15 protein-coding genes and 1 tRNA gene are annotated in these 21,733 nt (G+C 70.4%); 5 read left to right on the top strand and 11 right to left on the bottom strand.

Annotation, left to right across the window (positions count from 1 at the left end; genetic code table 11):
• Positions 1-75: 75 nt before the first annotated feature.
• The 7 genes from FGW37_RS15510 to FGW37_RS15480 form a co-directional block, all read right to left on the bottom strand.
• Positions 76-441, bottom strand: a complete 366-nt coding sequence (locus FGW37_RS15510; RefSeq protein WP_179081580.1) for a DUF6086 family protein — start codon at positions 439-441, stop codon at positions 76-78.
• Complete coding sequence (locus FGW37_RS15505; RefSeq protein WP_179081579.1) at positions 438-1,739, bottom strand: hypothetical protein; 1,302 nt, start codon at positions 1,737-1,739, stop codon at positions 438-440. The genes FGW37_RS15510 and FGW37_RS15505 overlap by 4 nt, the downstream gene beginning before the upstream one ends.
• Before the next feature lie 54 nt (positions 1,740-1,793).
• The gene (locus tag FGW37_RS15500) at positions 1,794-3,086 is read right to left on the bottom strand and encodes a hypothetical protein (protein WP_179081578.1); all 1,293 of its coding nucleotides are present in this window, start codon (positions 3,084-3,086) and stop codon (positions 1,794-1,796) included.
• Entirely contained in the window at positions 3,083-5,920 is a 2,838-nt protein-coding gene (locus FGW37_RS15495; protein ID WP_179081577.1) for an ATP-binding protein, read from the bottom strand. Before FGW37_RS15495 ends, FGW37_RS15500 begins: the two co-directional genes overlap by 4 nt.
• Positions 5,921-5,925: 5 nt before the next feature.
• Positions 5,926-6,981 carry a hypothetical protein gene (locus FGW37_RS15490; protein WP_218650584.1) on the bottom strand — a complete coding sequence of 352 codons (1,056 nt, stop codon included), beginning with the start codon at positions 6,979-6,981 and terminating at the stop codon, positions 5,926-5,928.
• A 190-nt stretch (positions 6,982-7,171) separates the two neighbouring features.
• Entirely contained in the window at positions 7,172-9,070 is a 1,899-nt protein-coding gene (locus FGW37_RS15485) for a serine/threonine-protein kinase (RefSeq protein ID WP_179081576.1), read from the bottom strand.
• A 123-nt stretch (positions 9,071-9,193) separates the two neighbouring features.
• A tRNA-Gly gene (locus FGW37_RS15480) sits at positions 9,194-9,267 on the bottom strand.
• Positions 9,268-9,528: 261 nt separating this feature from the next.
• Between FGW37_RS15480 and FGW37_RS15475 the strand changes: the two genes are divergently transcribed.
• The 3 genes from FGW37_RS15475 (at position 9,529) to FGW37_RS15465 (ending at position 10,883) form a co-directional block, all read left to right on the top strand.
• Entirely contained in the window at positions 9,529-9,693 is a 165-nt protein-coding gene (locus FGW37_RS15475; protein WP_173864874.1) for a hypothetical protein, read from the top strand.
• Positions 9,694-9,784: 91 nt separating this feature from the next.
• Entirely contained in the window at positions 9,785-10,360 is a 576-nt protein-coding gene (dcd, locus tag FGW37_RS15470) for a dCTP deaminase (RefSeq protein ID WP_058047472.1), read from the top strand.
• Between the two features lie 25 nt (positions 10,361-10,385).
• Positions 10,386-10,883 (top strand): phosphoribosyltransferase, encoded by a 498-nt coding sequence (locus tag FGW37_RS15465; protein WP_179081575.1) that lies wholly within the window; start codon positions 10,386-10,388, stop codon positions 10,881-10,883.
• 90 nt (positions 10,884-10,973) lie between these two features.
• Here FGW37_RS15465 and FGW37_RS15460 read toward each other — a convergent pair whose 3' ends face one another.
• The 4 genes from FGW37_RS15460 to FGW37_RS15445 form a co-directional block, all read right to left on the bottom strand.
• A complete protein-coding gene (locus FGW37_RS15460; RefSeq protein WP_179081574.1) occupies positions 10,974-12,002 on the bottom strand; it encodes a Yip1 family protein in 1,029 nt (342 codons plus the stop codon).
• 184 nt (positions 12,003-12,186) lie between these two features.
• Entirely contained in the window at positions 12,187-13,206 is a 1,020-nt protein-coding gene (locus FGW37_RS15455) for a hypothetical protein (protein ID WP_179081573.1), read from the bottom strand.
• A 144-nt stretch (positions 13,207-13,350) separates the two neighbouring features.
• Complete coding sequence (locus tag FGW37_RS15450; RefSeq protein WP_179081572.1) at positions 13,351-15,669, bottom strand: (Fe-S)-binding protein; 2,319 nt, start codon at positions 15,667-15,669, stop codon at positions 13,351-13,353.
• Positions 15,670-15,798: 129 nt separating this feature from the next.
• On the bottom strand, positions 15,799-18,900 hold the full coding sequence (locus FGW37_RS15445) for an NACHT domain-containing protein (protein ID WP_179081571.1): 3,102 nt from the start codon (positions 18,898-18,900) through the stop codon (positions 15,799-15,801).
• Between the two features lie 272 nt (positions 18,901-19,172).
• On the opposite strand from FGW37_RS15445, the gene dnaK reads away from it, so the two are divergent.
• Together dnaK and grpE are read left to right on the top strand one after the other, a co-directional pair.
• Entirely contained in the window at positions 19,173-21,029 is a 1,857-nt protein-coding gene (dnaK, locus tag FGW37_RS15440; RefSeq protein WP_058047478.1) for a molecular chaperone DnaK, read from the top strand.
• On the top strand, positions 21,026-21,697 hold the full coding sequence (gene grpE / locus FGW37_RS15435) for a nucleotide exchange factor GrpE (RefSeq protein ID WP_179081570.1): 672 nt from the start codon (positions 21,026-21,028) through the stop codon (positions 21,695-21,697). The genes dnaK and grpE overlap by 4 nt, the downstream gene beginning before the upstream one ends.
• Positions 21,698-21,733 lie beyond the last annotated feature (36 nt).

Below are 21,733 nucleotides of genomic sequence, written 5' to 3'. Positions count from 1 at the left end.
CGCCCGGAACGGGAGGCGCTGCAGGCACCGGGGCCGCAGGCACCGGGGCCGCAGGCACCGGCCTGGCGGGCTCCCTCACCCCGTCGGCATCCCCATCGCATTGGCCGCCCGCACGCTTTCCCACATCTCGGCATGCTCCGGCGTAATGGATTCGAGAACACCGCCGCCACGCTCGACCAAGACGAGGGCCACGGAAACGAAGCCGCCGATCAAAGACCTGAATGCGCTGTTGTTGGACTGCTGGTAACTCTTCACCAGGCTGTCGACGAATTTCGTGAACGCGGTGAAGTCGATCTCGCATTCATCTTCGATGACGGGGCCCAGGCCGGATTCCACTCCCATGAGATTCGACAGGTTGCCGGCCTGTTCCAGGAAAAGTCTGGCGACCGAGTTCGATGGATTCCAGATGTCTGTGTCGTTCGCTTGGAAGTAGCAGCTCACTCTGTCCACCTGACCTTTACTTCGGTTCCCGGGTTCCTATTTCCCCATTCTTTTATACCAGACTCCACTGCAGCTCTGAAGGCTGGAGTTGCTCCGGGCTCCGTGAAGTGCAGCCCGAGAGGTGCCTGTTCGTAACCCTCCATATGAGGGCGGGCGCGGACATAGGAATCCAGCTTTTTGAATACGTGCTTGTTGATCCATTTTTCGGTGTTGAATCGAGGGTCCTGTCCGGTGGCCGTCTTCTCCTCCCACAGCGTTCCGTCGCGGATGTTGTCGATGTCGGTTATCGTGTCCGACAGGTTGTTGAGATCGTCCACGACATAGTTTGTGTCCCCTTCCCGGGGCGGTCGCATACGGTTGGAAAGTCCATCCTCGCCGCCTCCTGTCACCCAATCCATTCCGGATTTCGGCAGAAATTCTCCGGAATCGGCGGCATCGCCGGCATCGGAGGCGAGCTCTTCGTCGGGCGGCTCCGGAGCGTCGTCGGGATCCGATTCCGGCGCCTCGACAGCCCTCTCCGGTGGTTGCTCCGCAGTGCCGCTGTCGTGCGGCGCGGAGGGATCGGGGGCTTCGTCCGGATCATCCACGCCCTCGGCGTGCGAGCGCGTTTCCGCTGCTTTCTCCGGCGGCTCTTCCGCCTCAGCTGCCGGTGCGTCCTCGGGTGCGGGCGGTTCCGGCGCGTCGTCGGACTCGGTCCCGGACTCGGTCCCGGACTCGGACTTGGACTCGGGCGACGGCTCAGGCTCGTCGGACTCGGCTGCTTCCGCAGTGCTTTCGGCCGAGGTGTCGGGGGATGCGGACACGTCTGCCGAATCGCCAGGCCCTTCGTCCTCGGGCCGGGATGACTCGTCCGCGTTCTGCAGCCCAGCCGGTTTCTGTGATTCCTCCGGTTCCCTTGCATTCTCGGAGGGTTCCGGGGCGTCCTCCGCGTCCTCCGGCTGTTCCTCCTCTCCCGCATCCGCCGTCTCCGGAGCAGCGTCGGAGGCCTCGCCTCCGTAGGAAGCCTCACCCCCGTCCTTCGGCTCAGCAGATACTTCCGCGGGCTCGGGCGCCTCCTCTGCCCTCTCGGCGTCCTCTGCTTCCGTCGGCTCCGGTGCGTCGTCGGAAGCCTCGGCAGTGTCGGAAGCGTCGCCACCGGATTCGGGCGCCTGCTCGGGCTGCCCGGTCGGCGTCTCGGGGGAGGGGGCAGGCTCCGGCGCGTCCTGCACCTCCGTCGGTTCGGGCGCCTCGTCCGCCCCGGATTCCGGCGGCGGAGCCTGCTCACGCGGCTTATCGGTCTCGGTGGGGCGGTCGCTCATGGTTCAGTTCCAGCTCCCCGGAAGCCTTGGGGAGCTCGTGGACGGTCGATGCCATTACCCATCACCTTCGGCGCCGTCGGCCTCGTTCGAGGTCACGGCCCTCTGCCGGTTGTTTCCGGAGCGCAGCCTGATCCATGTGTCGTCGACCTCGGGGTCGGGATCGAACGCGTCGGAGGCGTCCAGCGCCCCGTCCCCGTCCCCGTCCGTTCGGTTCAGGTCGTCCGGCACGTCACGCGGGCGGCGGCCGCGGGACGGCTGTTCGTCCTGGACCGGGTCCGCGAGGTCCGCTGCGGGAACGTCGTCCTTCGGGGCCTCTGACCCGGTAGTCGGGTCGGGGGCTTCCTCCGGGTTGTCCGGGGATCCGGTCGCCGAGGGCGCCTCGGGCTCCTGTCGGCTTTCCGGCGCACGCCTCGCGTGGGTGTCCTGAGGCTCGGCAGGCTCGGGGGCCTCGTCCGGGTCGTCCGGGGTCTCAGCGCGCGAGGCCGTTTCCGCTGCTCTCTTCGGCGAGCTGGCCTCCGTGGCACCGGCTGGTTCCGGGGCGTCTTCCGGGGACTCGGGTGTGTTCTGCGAGCCTTCCGATGATGCAGCCGGTTCAACCGCGTCAGCTGGTTCAGCTGGTTCAGCCGGCTCGGGCGCCGCCTCGTCCGTATCAAGCGCATCCGCAGGCTCCGGTGCGGTCTCCGTGGGCTCGTCGGCGCCCTCGGGTTCCTCCGGTTCCTCGGGTTCCTCAGGTTCCTCGGGCTCCTCCGGGTCTTCCGGGTCTTCCGGGTCTTCCGGCTCTTCCGGGTCTTCCGGCTCTTCCGGGTCTTCCGGGTCTTCCGGCTCTTCCGGCTCTTCCGGCTCTTCCGGATCCTCGGGGTCCTCGGGGTCCTCTACGTCCCCCGGATCCTCCGGGTCCTCCACGTCCTCTACGTCTTCCGGGTCGTCTGCGTCCTCCGCGTCCTCCGCGTCGTCCGGCTCCTCCGCGCCCTCCAAGTCCTCCGAGTTCTCCGCGTCCTCAGGCTCCTCTGAATCCTCCGGGTCCCCTGGCTCTTCCGCCGCCTCCGGTTCCGCTGCCTTCTCCGTCGCCTCGGCTGGCTCCGTCTTCTCCGTCGCCTCGGCCTGCTCCGTGCCCTCCGTCCCCTCCGTCCCCTCCGGGTCCTCTGCCTCCGTCGGATCCGGTGCGGCGTCGGATGCCTCGCTCCCGTCGGAGGTGGCGTCGGATGCGGGCGACTGCTCGGGCTGCTCAGGTGCGGACGGCTCGGGCGCGTCCTGCGCCTCCGTGGGGTCCGGGGCCTCGTCCGTCCCGGATTCCGGGGACGGCGGTTGCTCGGGGGGCTCTTCTCTCTCGGTGGGGCGGTCGCTCATGACTCAGTTCTCGCACCCGCATCGGCACCCGCATTGCTGCGGTACAGACGCACCCAAGGCAGCGTCTTCCTCTTCCACGCCGCCTGGGCGACGTGGATGAACACACAGGCGCGGTAGTCGTCGACCGCGTCCGCCGCCGCGCCCCGCGGGGCCACGGTGTCGGCGATTTCCGCGACCCAGTCCGCCGTGCGGGACCACCACTCGGCCTGGGCGGCCGAGGTCTTGGGGTAGTCGGCCACGCGCTTCTTCAGCTCGGTCCCGTGCTCCGGCCACACCGCGGTCGCCGCCCGTGAGCGGAACGCGCAGCGGTGCCGGCAGCCCTCGCAGTCGGCGAACGGGGCGAGCGCCGCGTCGACGTCCGGGGTCGCGGCGGCGAAGGCACGGAAGCGGTCGGCCAGTTCCGCGTTGCCGGCGAGCGGCGCCCGCGCGACCCCGCTCTCCGCGGCCGCCTCGGCCCGTACGTTCGGGACCCGGATGAGGGCCGGCCGGTCGATGCCGTCGTGGTGGGCGAAGGCCTGGAACGGCTCCAGGGACGACGCGAACCGCTCCTGGTCGGGGGAGAACCGCATCGTGCCGCCGATCAGCTCCCGGTCCGTGGCGGACGGCAGGCGGTGCATGACCTTCAGGTTGGTGTTCTTGTACGCGTCCTCGATGAGCTTCTCGGGGACCTGCTCGACGATCACCAGGCCTTCGCCGTACTTGCGGTTCTCGGCGAGCGTGTTGGCGAAGGCCTGCGCCGCGCGGGCCTGCGCGTTGCCCTCCTTGCCGTCCCCGCCGGAGGCGACGGGGCGTCCGAGCAGCCGGTGGGCCTCTTCGATGACGGTGACGTGGGCCAGGCCGTCGCCCCGCCGGGTCGCCTTGTAGTGCTCCGTCATGGTCTGCAGGATCAGCGCGGTGACGAGGGACTGTTCCTTCTCGTTGTCGCCGACGCCGGCCAGCTCGATGACGACCGGGCGGTTGAGGAGCTCCTCGACGGGGTACGAGCGCGCGCAGTCCAGCGTGCTGCCGCAGGCGCCCTCCGCGAGGGACTCGGCCCGCAGCCTCGACGCGGCGACGATGTTGTCCTTGACCTCGCCGGAGTACCCGAGCTGATCGCACTCCTTGCGCATCTCGGCGATGAAGTCGCGGAGGGTGGGCCACGCCCCGTCGTGGGCGGGCGTGGAGACGTCGGTGGGGACGATGCCCTTCCGCGCGTACGTGTTGCGCAGGGCCTTGTTGTAGATGGCCGGCAGGGGGTCCCAGAGGCCGAACGCGGCGTCGAAGCAGGCGAGCAGTCCGGCCGTGTGGGTGCTGATCCGGACCCCGTGCGGCACCTCGAAGGGGTTGAGCCGGAACGGCGCCGTGTTCTCGTCGCCGACGGTGAGGACGAGCAGGTCCTCGAAGCCGGGGCGGGTGGCGAGCCAGCGGTAGTCGTCGAGCTCGGAGTTCACCGGCTCCAGCACGAGGAACGGCACCTTGTGGTCCCGCCAGAGCTGCTGGCAGAAGGCCAGGGTCGTGTTGGTCTTGCCCGAGCCGGTCGTCCCGACGAACAGCGCGTGCCGGGAGAGGGACCCCAGCTCCACGCCGAGCGGCCCGGCCGGCGCGCCGTGCACCAGCTGCCGGCCGAGTTCGATGGCCGGTCCTTGCGGCCGGTAATCGGTCTCCAGGGCCATGTCGGGCCTGCGTACGGGGAAGCCCGCCATGTGCCCGTGCACGGCGAGGGGAAGCCGCAGCGCCGCACCCGCCTCCCGCGCGTCGACCAGCTCGGAGAGCAGGCGCAGCGGCGGCGACAGCGGTTCGGGCAGCTGCCAGCGCTGGTCGCCGCCCCAGCGGGCGTGCTCCAGCGTCGTGATCCCGGTCCACGCCGCCGCCAGCTCCGGCGGCGCCGGCCGTACGGTGACGTGGGCCGGGCCGGTGAAGGTCTCGGTCAGGACGGTGCCCTGGCCGGGCCGTTCCTGCGGGGAGACCGTGGCGCCGACCAGTTCCGCGAGGGACTCGGGGAGCGGGTTCGGGGAGGCGAGCGCGATGCGGATGCGGAAGGCGCGGTCGGTGTAGCGGCGCGCGGCGTCCGCGTACACCTTCGCGGCGTCCACGGCGAAGTTGTCGGGGGAGAGCTGGGTCGCCGGGCCCCACAGGCCCTCCGGCAGCTGTCCCGGCGTCCCCAGCCGCCCGTAGTGGGTGGCGATTTGGTGCAGCATCGGCCCGAGGTCGTCGGGCACCCGGTACGGTTCGAGGCCGACCGTCAGCATGAGCGGGTACGGGTGTGCCGTGAACGCCTGCCACAGCGCGTCCCACGGCGGCGCCGCCGCGGTGAACGACTGCGGGGCGAGGTAGTACTGCACGCCCGCGTCGGGCCGGTTGGGCAGGCCCGTCCGGTAGCGCTTGCGGATCTCGGCCAGGCCGGCCGGGTCGGGGGTGAACGGCGTGAGCCACCGCGCCACTTCGGCCGTGTCCTGGACCGGGGCGGCGTGCACGTGGTGCGGCAGGTGCCCCAGCCGGTCGCGGAGCGCGAGCGCCGCGGTCACGGCGGAGTCCTCCGCTGTGACCGCGCCGGCCGCGCCGTCGCCGCGCACCCGGGCCAGCAGAGCGCACGAGATCCTGCGCTCGGCCGGGTCGGTCAGGTAGCGCAGCTCGATGCGTGTGTCGTGGCGGGTGTCCCACTGGCCGGCCAGCCAGGCCGCCTCTGCGGCGACCGCCTTGATCCGGCGCTCGTCCTCGGGGAGGTCGGCGTACTCCCTGGTCTCGGTGAGGTCGGCGGCGGCCTCGATGCGGACGGCCGCCCAGGCCCACACCGACGTCCCGTCGCCGACGGTCAGGACGCCCGGCGGGGGCGTCCTGTCGGTCTGCTGGTTCATGCTGCTCAGCTGGTCCACGGGGAAGCGGGGCCGTGGCCGTTGGGCGCTGCAGGGGGCGCCGGCGGCGCGGCGGGTCCGCCTGCGCCGGGCGGAGCCGGTGGCGCGGGCTGCGGTACGGCCGGGGGGACGGGCTGCGGTACGGGCTGGGGTACGACCCCGGGTACGGCCCGGGGTCCGCCCCCCGGTACGGGCTGGGCCGGCGGCGCGGCGGGCATGACCGGCGGCGCGGGCGGAGCCGGCGGGCCGGCGGGACCCTGGCCGGGCGCGGTCATGATCGGGAGGTCCTGCCCGAAGGTCGAGGCGATGGGCACCTCGATGCCCTGGACCGCGATCTCCACGCCTTCCCGGACCGCCGAGTGCACGGCCTCGCGCATGGCGCGCGGCCGCTCGGTGCGGAGCATCTGGTTGACGTCACCGGTGCGGCCCATGAGCCCGCCGATGAGGTCCTTGAAGTACGTGCCGATGATCACCGCGCCGGGGCGGATGCGCCACATCGTCCAGCCGAGATAGAGGCTGGTGCCGTACTCGAAGACGGATACGTAGGTCACGTACCGGCCGCTGCTGACGACGAGACGGTTGCTGACCGCCTCCGGCTGCAGGATGTCGCTGCGGATACGGGACGGCACGGCCGTCACCGGGATGCGGCGGCGGGACAGCGCGCCGTAGATCGCCGCGTAGGCGGAGGGGGAGGCCTGCGCCTTGTCCTCCAGCAGGGTCCGCCACTCCGAGACGGGCTCGGTGAGGGTGGAGCAGAGCAGGATCAACCAGAAGATGATGAACGACAGGATGGAGCCCACGCTGAAGGCGGTACCGGCCTCTTCGAAGTCCCAGTCGTTCGTCAGCAGGCCGAACAGCCCGCAGATCAGCCACACCACGGTCGCGGTGACGGCCGCGGTCGCCCAGAGGCCGATGACCGTCCGGAGCGTGACCGACTCGTCGAAGGCCAGCTCGACCTGCTGGTACTTCAGCGTCTGGTTCCGGTAGGAGCCGTTGGGGCCTGTGGCTTCCGAGGCCGCCCAGCCGCCCGGTCCGGCGCTGCCGCCGCCCGGATAAGTGCTCATGTCGTACTCCGCATCGGGGTCAGGCGTAGAAAGACCGTTGATCGTTCGGCACGGCAACTTATCGGAATTTCATGCCGGGCAGGTCGGCCGACCGGGAACGGGTGTGCAAAAGCCCCGAAAGGCCGTCAGCGGACGCCGCCGGCCGACACCGTCAGCGGACACCGCGTGTGGACACCATCAGAGGACGCCGTCAGCAGCGGACCGTCTGGCCGCTCTGGCGGATGATGGTGTCGCCCGACATCCAGCCCGCGGTCTTCGTCCCCTCGATGCGGACGTAAATCCACTTGTGGCCGTACGAGTTCTCGACGGAACAGTGGAACCAGACCTTCGTGCCGCTCTTCGCCGCGGCCACGGAACCGCAGACCTTGTAGGGCCCGTTGAGGACGTGGCGATCGCCGGACACGTATCCGTACGTGCCCGGCTTCGGGTCGTGGTGGCTCCAGCCGCTGCAGGTCGTCGGCACCGTGGGCTTGGCCGACGAAGCGCTCGGCTTGACCGACGGGGAGGCCGAGGAAGGCGACGGCGAGGCGGACGGCTTCTTGGAGGCGCTCGCGGACGGCGAGGCGCCCGGGGAGTGCAGGCCGGTGGCCACACCGCCCTCGTTCGGCTGCTCACCGACCGACGGCGAGCCGGCCGCCGCCGGCGCCGCCGCCCGGGGCTCGTCGTCCTTCTTGCCACCGCCGTTGCCGTTGCCGGTCAGGGCGTACGTGACGCCGCCGCCGGCGAGCACGACGAGGGCGGCCGCCGCTGCGATGAGGGTCCGGCTGCGGCGCCGCCCACGGTCGGCGGCGGCGCGGCCGGGGGCGGTGTGACCCGCGACCGGTGCACCGGAGCCGGACTGCGCAGGCTGCGGGGCCTGCGGAGACTGCGGAGACTGCGGAGACTGCGGCGACTGTGCGTGCAGCGGGCCGGGCGCCGGATAACCGGCGTACGGGCTCTGCGGGAAGGGCTGCGGGGAAGGCTGCAGAGGAGACTGCGGCGCAGGTCCCGGCGCAGGTCCCGGCGAAGGCTGCGGTGAAGACTGGGGCGGAGACTGAGAGTAAGGCCCGGTGAACGACGGCGCGGCGCCGAACCCCGGCGGCGGCGCCGGAGCAACGGCCTGCGGGGATGCGGGGGAGGGGGAGGCGGCCGGGGCCTGCGGCATGAGGTTCGCCGTGTTCACCGTGCTCGCCGTGTCCGCCGGGCTCGCCGTCGCGCCCGCGGCGACCCGCTCCAGCATCTCGCGCGCCTGGTCCGCGGTCGGCCGGTGCTCCGGCTCCTTCGCCATCAGCGCCTGGAGCACGGGCGTGAGCGCCCCCGCCCGCCGGGGCTCCGGCAGCGGCTCGGTGACGATCGCCGAGAGCGTGGACCACACGGACGTCCGGCGGAACGGCGACGTGCCCTCCACGGCCGCGTACAGCGTCATGCCCAGCGACCAGATGTCCGAAGCGGGACCCGGCTCCCTGCCCTGCGCGCGCTCCGGCGGCAGGTAGTCGAGGGAGCCGACGAGCTGGCCGCTCTGGGTCAGCTTGGCCATGGCCTCGTCGCCGGAGGCCTCCATGCTGGCGATGCCGAAGTCGGTGAGCACGACCCTCCCCCAGCCTCCGGCCGGGGGGAACCCCTTCTCGCTCCGCTCGCCGTGCTCCAGCAGTACGTTCCCCGGCTTGACGTCCCGGTGCAGCACGCCGGCCCGGTGCGCGGCGTCGAGCGCGTCCATCAGCTTGGCGCCGATCGCCGCCGCCTCGTGCGGCTCCAGCGTGCCGCGCTCGCCCAGCACGTCGTCGAGCGAGGGCCCGTCGACGAGCTCCATGACGATGACCGGCAGGCCCTGCTCCTCGGTCACGTCGTGCACGGTGACGACGCCGCTGTGCCGGATGCGGGCGGCGGCCTGCGCTTCGCGCTGCATCCGGGTCCGCAGGTCGAAGAGTTCGGGCTCGGAGGAGTCGGTGAAGGCCCGCAGGACCTTGACGGCGACCTCCCGGTTGAGCAGTTCGTCCACCGCCCGGGCGACCACTCCCATGCCGCCGCGCCCGATCGCCGCCGTCACCCGGTAACGGCCGCCGAGGACCTTGCCTATCAGCTCGTCGCCGTTCGTTTCCCCCGCCGTCACCACGCGCTCCGTTCCGTCAGTGTTGGCCGCCGCATCCGGCGGCCCAGGGTAAACAAACAAGGCCCAGGTCGTTGACCTGGGCCTTCCTTTAACAGCATCTGCCCTTACGGCAGCTACGTCTTATGGAGCGGGTGACGAGAATCGAACTCGCGCTCTGAGCTTGGGAAGCTCATGTTCTACCATTAAACTACACCCGCGAGGGCGCCTGTTTTACGGGCGCCTCATCTTCGCACACTCTACCCCATCGAAGGCCCCCGGTGCACTCACCGTGCGGGCCTTCGTGCTGTGTGTGGAGAGTGTGGGGCCGGTGGGGATGCGTGCGTGGGTGCCGGGAGTTGGGGCGTACCGTGGGGCGGCGGAAGCCGGTGGGGGACTGCCGGGAGTGCCGCGTAGGAGCGAGTCCTGTACATCCCCTAATGTGGCTTTTGTCTTTCACGTGAATGGGGAAAGGGAGCTCTATGGAGCGCACCGTCGTTCGTTGTGCCGAGGGGCACGTCTTCAGCACCGCTTCGTTCCCGATGCAGCACCTCGGACCCGACCGGATCGGCCCGGGGCGGCTGCTGCGCTGCCCGCGCTGCGCCCGGCTGCGGCATTCCGTCCCGGTGGCCCTGCAGAAGCGCTAGCGAGCGCCGCGCGGACGGTGATCAAGCGGCGCGGGCCCGGTCCGCTCGGACCGGGCCCGCGTTGTCCGTCTTCTCCGCGTATCCTCGACCCGTGCTTCTCTCAGACAAGGACATCCGGACCGAGATCGACGCAGGCCGCGTGCGGATCGACCCGTTCGACGAATCGATGGTGCAGCCGTCGAGCATCGACGTGCGGCTCGACCGCTACTTCCGGGTGTTCGAGAACCACCGGTACCCCCACATCGACCCCGCGGTCGAGCAGGCGGACCTCACCCGCGAGGTGGTGCCGGAGGGCGACGAGGCGTTCATCCTGCACCCCGGTGAGTTCGTGCTCGCCTCGACGTACGAGGTCATCACGCTCCCCGGCGACATCGCCTCGCGACTGGAGGGCAAGTCCAGCCTCGGCCGGCTCGGCCTGCTGACGCACTCGACGGCCGGCTTCATCGACCCGGGCTTCTCCGGGCACGTGACGCTGGAGCTGTCGAACATGGCCACGCTGCCGATCAAGCTGTGGCCGGGGATGAAGATCGGGCAGCTGTGCATGTTCCGCCTGACCTCGCCCGTCGAGCATCCTTACGGGTCCGCGAAGCACGGTTCCCGCTACCAGGGACAGCGTGGGCCCACGCCCTCGCGGTCCTTCCAGAATTTCCATCGCACGCAGGTCTGAGCAGAGCAAAAGGCGAAGAGCAACAGTGAGTGAGATCCGCGAGAACCTGACCTACCCGATCTTCGGGGAGGCCATCCGTGAGCTGGCGCAGACCATCGCGGACGACGGCTACGAGCCGGACATCATCCTGTCCATCGCGCGTGGCGGCGTCTTCGTCGCGGGCGGCCTCGCCTACGCGCTGGACTGCAAGAACATCCACCTGGTGAACGTGGAGTTCTATTCGGGCGTCGGCGAGACGATGGAGATGCCCGTCATGCTCTCCCCCGTCCCCGACAAGATCGACTTCACGAACAAGAAGGTCTTGATCGCCGACGACGTCGCGGACACCGGCAAGACCCTCAAGCTGGTGCACGACTTCTGCAAGGACCACGTGGCCGAGGTCCGCTCCGCAGTGATCTACGAGAAGTCCCACAGCCTCGTGAAGTGCGAATACGTCTGGAAGCGCACCGAGGACTGGATCAACTTCCCGTGGTCCGTCGAGCCGCCGGTCGTGCGCCGTGAGGGCCAGGTCCTCGACGCCTGATCGCCGCGTCTGATCACAGCAGAGCAGCAGAAGAGCCCCGGTTCCCGCCGTCTCGGCGGGAACCGGGGCTCTTCGCATGCGCCCGCCCGGCTACAGCGTGCCCAGCTTGACGATCGACAGCAGGGCGATCAGCTGGATCGCCGAGGCGCCCAGCGCCCGCGGCCACGGGATGTCGTGCGACTTGCTGACCATGGACGTGAAGAGGAAGCCCGCCAGCAGCCACGTCGCCCAGCCGAGCACCTGCACCACCAGGTTGTCGCCGCCGAGGAACATGGCGAAGAGCAGGCGGGGCGCGTCCGTGATCGACATGATCAGCATCGACAGGCCGACCGTCGGCTGCCACATGCCGTCGCCGCCGAGCTGCCGGGCCAGCGTGTGGGTGACCGCGCCCAGCAGCAGCCCGGCGAGCACCATGACCACGCCGGTGATCAGGACCGACGGCAGGCTGTTGGCGAGCGAGGCGTTGAGGACGTCCTCACGGGCCTTGTCGAAGCCGAAGACGGCGAGCAGGCCGTAGATGAACGTGACGATCAGGGCCGGGACCCACACCGCATGGTCGCGCATCTGCCAGAAGGTGGCGGACGGGCGCATCACTATGCCGGTCAGCAGCTGCTTCCACGGCAGGCGCGGGCCCGGGGGCGGCGCGGGGGCGTTGTTGTACGGGTCCTGCCCGGCGTAGGGATCCTGGCCGCCGTACGGGTCCTGGCCGCCGTAGCCGCCCTGGCCGTACGGGTCCTGGCCGCCGCCGTAGGCGTCGGGGGCCTCGCCGATGCTGAACTGCCGGGTGTGGCCGGCGTCGTCGGGGCCTTGACCGTAGTACGGGTCCTGTCCCTGGCCGCCCTGTCCGCCGTGGCCTCCATGGCCTCCCTGGCCGTAGCCGCCCCGGCCGTACGGCTGGTGGTCCGGGCCCGGGCCGTGGCCGTGCCCCTGCGGGCCGCCGCCGGCGCCGAAGTACTCCGGCTCGCCGTACGGCGGGGGCTGCTGCTGCCACTGGCCGCCGCCGCCCGCGCCACTGCCGCCGGCGTAGCCGCCCTGGCCGCCGTGCGGGGCCCGGTACTGTCCCGGGCGCTGTCCTTGCTGCGCGGGGCCGGGGTCGTTCGAGCCCTGTCCGCGTCCCATCCTGAATCCAGCCACGCTTCGAACGTACCCGCTCCCTGAGAGTGCCGAGACGGGCCCGGGAGAACGGGCCCGCCATTGCGGCCGAGCTGTGACATCCCCTAAGGGAAATATCGGGGGTTGGTGAGCCGCTCGGCGTCACGGCCGTACCTGCCGCCTCCGCGGCCTCAGCCGCTCTTCACCGCCTTCACCGCCTCTTCACCGCCGCGTAGATCGGTGAGAAGAGCGGCGAGAAGATCATGCCACCGACGAGGGCCCAGCCGCCCGCCTGCAGGAGGGCCTGTGCGGTGCCCGAGGGGTCCTCTCCGCGCAGCGCCGGCGTGCATCCGTAGGCCGCCAGTACCGCGACGGCGGCGTGCACCGACTGCATGACCGGCGACCACGGCAGCTTGCGCAGGGAGCCGCCCGCGATGCCCAGGGAGAAGAGCAGCACCCAGGGGAGCAGGCACAGCCCGAGGATCAGGGCGATCGCGTTGACGATGCTGCCCTCCAGGTTCGGCTGCCACTTCCCGGCCGCCAGCCGGTGCAGCTTCTCCTCCCTGCCCAGATACGCGCCGAGCGAGGGGTCGTCGGGTGCCCACATGGCCGTGAGCAGGCCGCCCTCGCGGACGGGGTCGTGGTAGGTCGTCCTGCCGGTGGCGAGCTGCGCCGGGCTGCCCGGGACCGTCACCGTCAGCTCGTACACGTACCCCCGGACGAGCTCGGGATTGTCGTCGTCGTACTCCTTCTCCAGCAGGCGCGCCTTCACGACGGTCGCGACGGCGACCTCGGCGCCGGCGTGCTGGATGGCGGTCTGCCGGCTGTCGGAGCCGGGCATGCCGTGCAGGCTCAGGGCGGTCAGGGAGGCCACGAGGGCGAGGGCCGAGACGGACAGCTGCCGGGCCTTGGACAGGGCCGGGGAGGAGAAGGAGTCCGGTACGGGCCGGAAGCGGATCTGCTGGATGCGGCGTGCCGCCCGGCGCCCGCTCTCCTTCTCCAGGACGGTCTTCTCGCCCTCCCGCTCCCTGCGCAGCCCGTCCCAGCGCCGTACCCACAGCAGCACGGCCCGCTGGACCCACGCGCTGGCCGCCGTCCAGACGCAGACGAGGACCCCGGTGTGCGGCGCGGGCTGGTAGTCGATGCCCAGTGCCCAGATGCACGCCGCGACGGCGGCGGCGTAGGTCAGGGCCGCGCTCACGCGCACGGCCTGCGTCAGCGCGTTCTGCATGACACGCGCTCCCCCCTGATTCACTTCCGGTCGGTGTTCCTCGGTGGTCCTCGGTGTTCCCCGTCATCAAGTGGATCATGAAAAGGCAGCGGCCGGTGCCCGCGGACCGTCGCGGGCACCGGCCGTGCGTCCTTGCGGAGAGGCCTACTTCACCGGCTCCGGGTCAGGCTTCGGGTCGGGCTTCGGAGCGCCGGCTGGCTCGCCGTCGCCGCCGTCACCGTTGCCCTCGCCGCCGTTGCCGTCCTCCTCCGGCGCCGCGGGCGTCCTGACCGACTCCAGCAGGAGCTGGGCGACGTCCACGACCTGGATGGACTCCTTGGCCTTGCCGTCGTTTTTCTTGCCGTTGACCGAGTCGGTCAGCATGACGAGGCAGAAGGGGCAGGCGGTGGAGACGATGTCCGGGTTGAGGGACAGCGCCTCGTCGACGCGCTCGTTGTTGATGCGCTTGCCGATCCGCTCCTCCATCCACATGCGCGCGCCGCCGGCGCCGCAGCAGAAGCCGCGCTCCTTGTGGCGGTGCATCTCCTCGTTGCGCAGGCCCGGCACCTTGGCGATGATCTCGCGCGGCGGCGTGTAGACCTTGTTGTGGCGGCCCAGGTAGCAGGGGTCGTGGTACGTGATCAGACCCTCGACCGGGGTGACGGGGATCAGCTTGCCCTCGTCGATGAGGTGCTGCAGCAGCTGCGTGTGGTGGATGACCTCGTACTCGCCGCCGAGCTGCGGGTACTCGTTGGCGATGGTGTTGAAGCAGTGCGGGCAGGTCGCGACGATCTTCTTCTTCGCCTTCTCGACCTTCACGCCCTCTTCCGCGTCCTCACCGAACGCCATGTTCAGCATCTCGACGTTCTGCTGGCCGAGCTGCTGGAAGAGGAACTCGTTGCCCAGGCGGCGGGCGGAGTCACCGGTGCAGGCCTCGTCGCCGCCCATGATGGCGAACTTCACGCCCGCCATGTGCAGCAGCTCCGCGAAGGCCTTCGTGGTCTTCTTGGCGCGGTCCTCCAGGGCGCCGGCGCAGCCGACCCAGTAGAGGTAGTCGACCTCGGTGAGGTCCTCGATGTCCTTGCCGACGACCGGGACCTCGAAGTCGACCTCCTTGGTCCACTGCAGGCGCTGCTTCTTCGCCAGGCCCCAGGGGTTGCCCTTCTTCTCCAGGTTCTTGAGCATCGTGCCCGCCTCGGACGGGAAGGAGCTCTCGATCATCACCTGGTAGCGGCGCATGTCGACGATGTGGTCGACGTGCTCGATGTCGACCGGGCACTGCTCGACGCAGGCGCCGCAGGTGGTGCAGGACCACAGGACGTCCGGGTCGATGACGCCGTTCTCTTCGAGGGTGCCGATCAGCGGGCGCTCGGCCTCGGCGAGGGCGGACGCGGGGACGTCCTTGAGCTGCTCCGCGGACGCCTTCTCCTCGCCCTCGGCGTCCTTGCCGCCGCCTGCGAGCAGGTACGGGGCCTTGGCGTGCGCGTGGTCGCGCAGCGCCATGATGAGCAGCTTCGGGGACAGCGGCTTGCCGGTGTTCCAGGCGGGGCACTGCGACTGGCAGCGGCCGCACTCGGTGCAGGTGGAGAAGTCGAGGAGGCCCTTCCAGGAGAACTCCTCGACCTTCGAGACGCCGAAGACGTCGTCCTCGCCCGGGTCCTCGAAGTCGATCGGCTTGCCGGCGCTCGTCATCGGCTGCAGGGCGCCGAGCGCCACGTCGCCGGAGGCCTCGCGCTTGAACCAGATGTTCGGGAAGGCGAGGAAGCGGTGCCAGGCCACACCCATGTCGGTCTTCAGGGCGACCGTGATCATCCAGATGAAGGACGTCGCGATCTTCAGGCCCGCGAAGAAGTAGGTGAGGTTCTGGAGCGTGGAGAGGTCCATCCCCTCCAGCCACGACACGACCGGGTACGAGATGAAGAACGAGGCCTCGTAGCCGTCCACGTGGTGCTGGGCGCCTTCGAGGGCGTGCAGCATGAAGATGCAGACGCCGACGATGAGGATGACGGCCTCGACGAAGTACGCCTGGCCGGTGTTGGAGCCGGCGAAGCGCGACTTGCGGCCCGGCTTGCCCGGCCGGTTCAGCTGCCGGATGACGATCAGGGTCAGGATGCCGAGCGCGGTCATCGTGCCGAGGAACTCGACGAAGACGTTGTACGGGGCCCAGTCGCCGATGACCGGCAGGATCCAGTCGGCCTTGAAGAGCTGCCCGATGGCGTTGACGATCGTCAGCAGCAGCGAGAAGAAGCCCACCGCCACGAACCAGTGCGCCACGCCGACGATGCCCCAGCGGTTCATCCGGGTGTGGCCCAGGAACTCCTTGGCCACGGTGACGGTGCGCTGCACGGGCTCGCCCGTCCGGCTGCCCGCGGGGACGGGCTGGCCGAGCCGCATGAAGCGGTAGATCTGCAGGATGGCACGGCCGAACAGCGCTACGCCGACCGCGATTAGGACCAGCGACACGATGATCGCGGCGAGTTGCATGGGAACGGCTCCTCGAACCTGCGAGAGCGGGATTACTGTCTAGTAACTTATCCAGTCCGTACGAGACTACTCACTCTCCCGCGCGCGATATAGCCGCATCGCCGGTGATCTGTGTCGCTCAGGGCACCCTCAGTGGAGCTCCGGGAGCACCAGGCGGCGGACCGGATGTGTCCGCAGGCGGACGTCCCGCTCGATGCGGCAGGCGCGCACGTGCAGCACCGTGCAGGCCGCGACGGTGGCCGCCGAGATGCCGGCCGCCCCGATGGGCCCCCAGTGCCCCGCCGTCATGTCGAGGAAATAGACGGGGACGCACAGGAGCATGCCGTAGGTCCGGACGTTCCACAGGCGGCCGCCGCCGCGCGTGATCGTCCGGGGGCTCAGGATGCCGCGGTTGAACCACAGGCTGGACTCCCGGATGCCGCCGTTCGTCAGGAGGTACAACCAGCCGAGGAAGATCTGGGCGACGGCCGCGTTGGGCACGAGGTTCGCCCAGACCCACGGGTGCGTGATGCGCTCCAGGGCGCCCCAGAGGGCGACCCCCGACGCCGCGAGGCACAGCAGCACGATCAGCTGGTAGTGCCAGCTGCGGACGTAGCGGTAGGCCGTGTTCAGGGGGCGCTCCGGCAGGGTGTCCCAGCTTCGCTGGTCGGCGAACTCGGCCAGGGCCAGGCAGATCACCGCCCGCAGCCGCAGCTTGCGGGGCAGGGCGTTCAGGAACCGCACCCGCAGCGCGTTCAGACCCGCCTCGCGGAGCACGGCCAGGGTGGTGGTGAGCAGGGCGTCCTGATCCCGGCTGTTCATGTCGGCCGCGCCGGGGCGCAGGTAGTTGGTCTCCAGGTGGAGGGCGAGCTGGCGGCGGTAGACCGAGGCGTTGTCCTGGGTGAGGACGTAGCGGATGCCGCCCCGCGCCCCGAGCACCTGATGCAGCTCCCGCATCACGTTCCTCTCGACCCGGGGAGCGTGCGCCAGGACCTCGCGGGGGCCGTCCGCGGAGTACTGGACGAGGCTCAGGGCCGCCACGATGCGCGGGTCCGGGGGAAGGGGCTCCGGCAGGGGGAGCGGCAGCGCCGGGTCCCGGACGAATACGGCGGCGATGCGCCCGGCGATCGCGACGAGTGCGTCCCCGGGGCCGTGGGAGAAGGGGCGCCACACCCAGGTCAGGCAGTCGAAGGGGGCCGCCGGTACCGGCGCGGTGCGCAGCTCCGCCTCGATCTCGGCGACGGACAGCAGCTCGCCGAGATAGGCGGCGCACAGGGAGGTCATCTGGCTGCTCGTGTCCGCCCACAGCAGGGCGTTCAGGGCGAGCGCCGCACGCGGCGTGCGGATGGCCCACAGGGCCTCGAGCGCCTGCGGCTCGCCCTGTGCCGCCAGGCGCCGCAGCACGGGTACGGCGATGTCGCCCATGGCGGTGATGGCGGGCCCCGCGGCGTCCCAGGGGATGCCGCCCGCCAGGACGTCCGCCGCCCGGGGGAGGTGCGTGGCCGCCAGGGCGTGGCAGGCCGCGGTCGCGCGGGCGCGGTCGTCGCTGTGGGCGGTCTGCCGCAGGAAGTCGAAGACCTGGACGCCGCGCGGGCGGCGGTCCGCGGCCACGAGGCCGAACGCCGCGATGACGGCCTGGTCGCTGCTGGACTCGCTGCCGAGCCGGTCGCGGAAGTGGCCGATGATCTCGCCGGCCAGGGTGTCGTCCACCATGTGCGCGTCGGCGAGGCACTGGAACGCCAGCAGGGGGTCCTGGGCGTAGACGGTCCGGATGACCTCGGTGCAGTCGCGCTCCTCCACTCCGCACCACAGCCGCACCGTCTCCCGCCAGGTGTGCGGGTCCTTGCCGTAGCGGCGCAGCAGGCCCAGGGGGTCGCCTGCCAGCAGGCCGGCCGCCAGGTACTCCTGGAGCGTGAGGTGGGCGAACTGGTAGCGCTCGCCGTTGTCCACGGCCAGCAGGAGGCCGCTGCGGTCGACGATCTCCTTGAGGACGTCCTTGTCGAGCCCGGCCGGCCTGCCCTTGGCCTCCAGGACGGACCGCACGGTCTCCAGCACGCCGTCCTCGGGGAGGGCGAGCCGGTCGTGGTTGGCCGCGGGGGTGTCCTGGGCGGCCAGTGCCAGGTGGTGCAGGACGGCCTTCTTCAGTGGGTGGGCGAAGGTGGGGCGGCGGCGCTGGTCGATCAGCAGGTTGTCGACGACCTGCTTGTAGAAGTCGGCCCGGGTGTGCGGCAGGACCTGGTCGGTGCCCGCGTACACGTAGCTGTAGAGGTAGGCGATCATCGTCAGCAGCAGCGGGTTGCGCGCCAGGGGCATCAGCTGCGGGGTGTCCCGCAGGGCGGCCATCAGCTGCTCCACCGTCTCGGTCGCGGTGCCCTCGGGCCAGGGCCAGCCGCCCAGGAAGCGGCGTATCAGGTGCTCGTCGAAGTCCTCGACCCGCAGGGTCTGGTGGAACTGCTCGGCGAACTGCGCCTCGTACACCGCGACGCGGCAGGTGACCACGATCCGGCAGGACGCGTACACCTGGGCGAACTCCCTGATCTTCTCGACCGCGGCGTCACGGTGGGCGCTGGTGACCTCGTCGAGCCCGTCGAAGTAGAGCGTGAGGTGGCCCTCCCGCAGGGCGCGCCTGACCCAGTTGTGCGCGCTCGGGAAGTTGTGGCGCTTGAAGTGGTCGACGATGTGCTCTTCGAGCGACCAGTCGAGGTTGTTGTTGAGCCGGTGCAGCTCCAGCAGGACCGGGATGCCGCCGATGTCGCCCAGGTCCACGCGGGGCTGCTTCCCGGGGCGCCGGGCGGGGCGCAGCCGCTGCCGGGCCCACACGAGGATCTCGTGCCGCAGGAGCATCGTCTTGCCGGCGCCCGGCACGCCGAGGACCACGGAGTGCCGGCCCTGCCGCAGGGTGGCGGCCGGCTCGCCGGGCCGCCGGCCGCCGCCGCCCGAGACCCCGGCCGACCCCGCCGTGGCACCGCTGGGGGCCGCGAAGCGCAAGGGGACGTAGACGGACTCCATCGGCAGCTTGAGGTCGTCGTCGGCCTGGAAGGAGACCGCGAACTTGTCGTGCCGGTCGTGCACGGCGCGGATGTAGCGCGCCAGTGCGGTCCGGCGGAGCAGCCGGCTGCCCGCCAGTCTGCTGTACAGGAATTCGGCGAAAGCCTTCAGCTTCGCGCCCAGCCAGCTCTTGGCGACGGCGGCGATGATGCCGAGGACGAAGAGCCCTGCTCCCACGCCCCACTGCTGGATCTGGTCCCACATCTGCGGTCCCCCTCCCCCGAGAATCGCAGGCTAGAACCATTCGCTACGTGAACGCGCCCCCCTTCCCGCACCGGGCTCGGCGAACCGCAGCGGGCCTGTCCCGACGCGCCCTGTGCGTGCTCCCCGCGCGCCCCCGGTTGCAGGTGTACACGCCCACGCTGCGCATAAGACCCGCATAAGACTTGAGCCCCCTCGACTCAGCTCCGTTGACAGGGACGGATCCGTGTTGCACGCTTGAGCCTGTTCCACTCAAGTCAGCTGGAGGAATCGACATGGCACGTGCGGTCGGCATCGACCTGGGTACGACGAACTCCGTCGTCAGTGTTCTCGAAGGCGGTGAGCCCACCGTCATCACCAACGCCGAGGGCGCCAGGACCACGCCGTCCGTCGTCGCCTTCGCGAAGAACGGCGAGGTGCTCGTCGGCGAGGTCGCCAAGCGCCAGGCTGTCACCAACGTCGACCGGACGATCCGCTCCGTCAAGCGCCACATGGGCACTGACTGGAAGATCAACCTGGACGGCAAGGACTTCAACCCGCAGCAGATGAGCGCCTTCATCCTGCAGAAGCTGAAGCGGGACGCCGAGGCGTACCTGGGCGAGAAGGTCACGGACGCGGTCATCACCGTCCCGGCGTACTTCAACGACTCCGAGCGCCAGGCCACCAAGGAGGCCGGCGAGATCGCGGGCCTGAACGTCCTGCGCATCGTCAACGAGCCCACCGCGGCCGCCCTGGCCTACGGTCTCGACAAGGACGACCAGACCATTCTGGTCTTCGACCTCGGTGGCGGCACCTTCGACGTCTCGCTGCTCGAGATCGGCGACGGCGTCGTCGAGGTCAAGGCCACCAACGGTGACAACCACCTCGGTGGTGACGACTGGGACCAGCGCGTCGTCGACTACCTGGTCAAGCAGTTCGCCAACGGTCACGGCGTGGACCTGTCCAAGGACAAGATGGCCCTCCAGCGCCTCCGCGAGGCCGCCGAGAAGGCCAAGATCGAGCTGTCCTCGTCCACCGAGACCACGATCAACCTGCCCTACATCACGGCCTCCGCCGAGGGCCCGCTGCACCTGGACGAGAAGCTCACGCGCGCCCAGTTCCAGCAGCTCACCGCGGACCTGCTGGAGCGCTGCAAGACCCCGTTCCACAACGTCATCAAGGACGCGGGCATCGCTCTCTCCGAGATCGACCACGTGGTCCTCGTCGGCGGCTCCACCCGCATGCCCGCCGTCGCCGAGCTCGTCAAGGAGCTGACCGGCGGCAACGAGGCCAACAAGGGCGTCAACCCGGACGAGGTCGTCGCCATCGGCGCCGCCCTGCAGGCCGGTGTCCTCAAGGGTGAGGTCAAGGACGTCCTGCTCCTCGACGTGACCCCGCTGTCCCTCGGCATCGAGACCAAGGGCGGCATCATGACCAAGCTCATCGAGCGCAACACCACGATCCCGACCAAGCGGTCCGAGATCTTCACGACGGCCGAGGACAACCAGCCGTCCGTGCAGATCCAGGTCTACCAGGGCGAGCGCGAGATCGCGGCGTACAACAAGAAGCTCGGCATGTTCGAGCTGACCGGTCTGCCGCCGGCCCCGCGCGGGGTCCCGCAGATCGAGGTCGCCTTCGACATCGACGCCAACGGCATCATGCACGTGACCGCGAAGGACCTCGGCACGGGCAAGGAGCAGAAGATGACCGTCACCGGTGGCTCCTCGCTGCCGAAGGACGAGGTCAACCGGATGCGCGAAGAGGCCGAGAAGTACGCCGAGGAGGACCACGCGCGCCGTGAGGCCGCCGAGTCCCGCAACCAGGGCGAGCAGCTCGTCTACCAGACCGAGAAGTTCCTCAAGGACAACGAGGACAAGGTCCCGGCGGACGTGAAGACCGAGGTCGAGACCGCCCTCACCGAGCTGAAGGAGAAGCTCAAGGGCGAGGACACGGCCGAGATCCGCACCGCCACGGAGAAGGTCGCCGCCGTCTCCCAGAAGCTGGGCCAGGCCATGTACGCCGACGCCCAGGCCGCCCAGGGTGCCGCCGGCGCCGAGGGCGCGGGCGCCGGTGCCGGCCACGCCAAGGCCGAGGACGACGTCGTCGACGCCGAGATCGTGGACGAGGACAAGCCGAAGGGTGGTGCGGCGTGACGGAGGAGACCCCGGGCTTTGACAACGAGAAGAAGCCTGAAGGCCCCTCCGACGCCGCCGACTCCGAAGAAGCGGCGCAGGGCGCCGGGTCCGCCGACAAGGCGGGCCCGGGCTCTGCCCCCTCCGGCGAAGAGCTGGTGGAGGTGGGCCTGAAGGCCCAGCTGGACCAGGCCCAGGCCGCGCTCAACGAGCGCACTGCGGACCTCCAGCGCCTCCAGGCGGAGTACCAGAACTACCGCCGCCGGGTCGAGCGGGACCGGGTCACGGTCAAGGAGATCGCCGTCGCGAACCTCCTGTCCGAGCTCCTGCCCACGCTCGACGACATCGGCCGCGCCCGTGACCACGGCGAGCTCGTCGGCGGCTTCAAGTCCGTCGCCGAGTCCCTGGAGACGATCGTCGCCAAGATGGGGCTGCAGCAGTTCGGCAAGGAGGGCGAGCCCTTCGACCCGCTGGTGCACGAGGCGCTGATGCACAGCTACGCGCCCGACGTGACCGAGACGACGTGCGTGCAGATTCTGCAGCCGGGGTATCGCATCGGCGAGCGCACGATCCGCCCCGCGCGGGTCGCCGTCGCCGAGCCCCAGCCGGGTGCCCAGGGCGCCAAGGGCGAGGGCGAGGACGCCGGTTCCGGCTCCGACGAGGAGAGCGGTGGCCCGGACAAGGGCTGACGCCGACCGGATGAATCACCGCAGGGAACGGAAGGA

The organism is Streptomyces rectiverticillatus, from assembly GCF_013394065.1.
GTDB lineage: Bacteria > Actinomycetota > Actinomycetes > Streptomycetales > Streptomycetaceae > Streptomyces > Streptomyces rectiverticillatus.
This window is presented reverse-complemented; position numbering and strand designations above follow the sequence as displayed.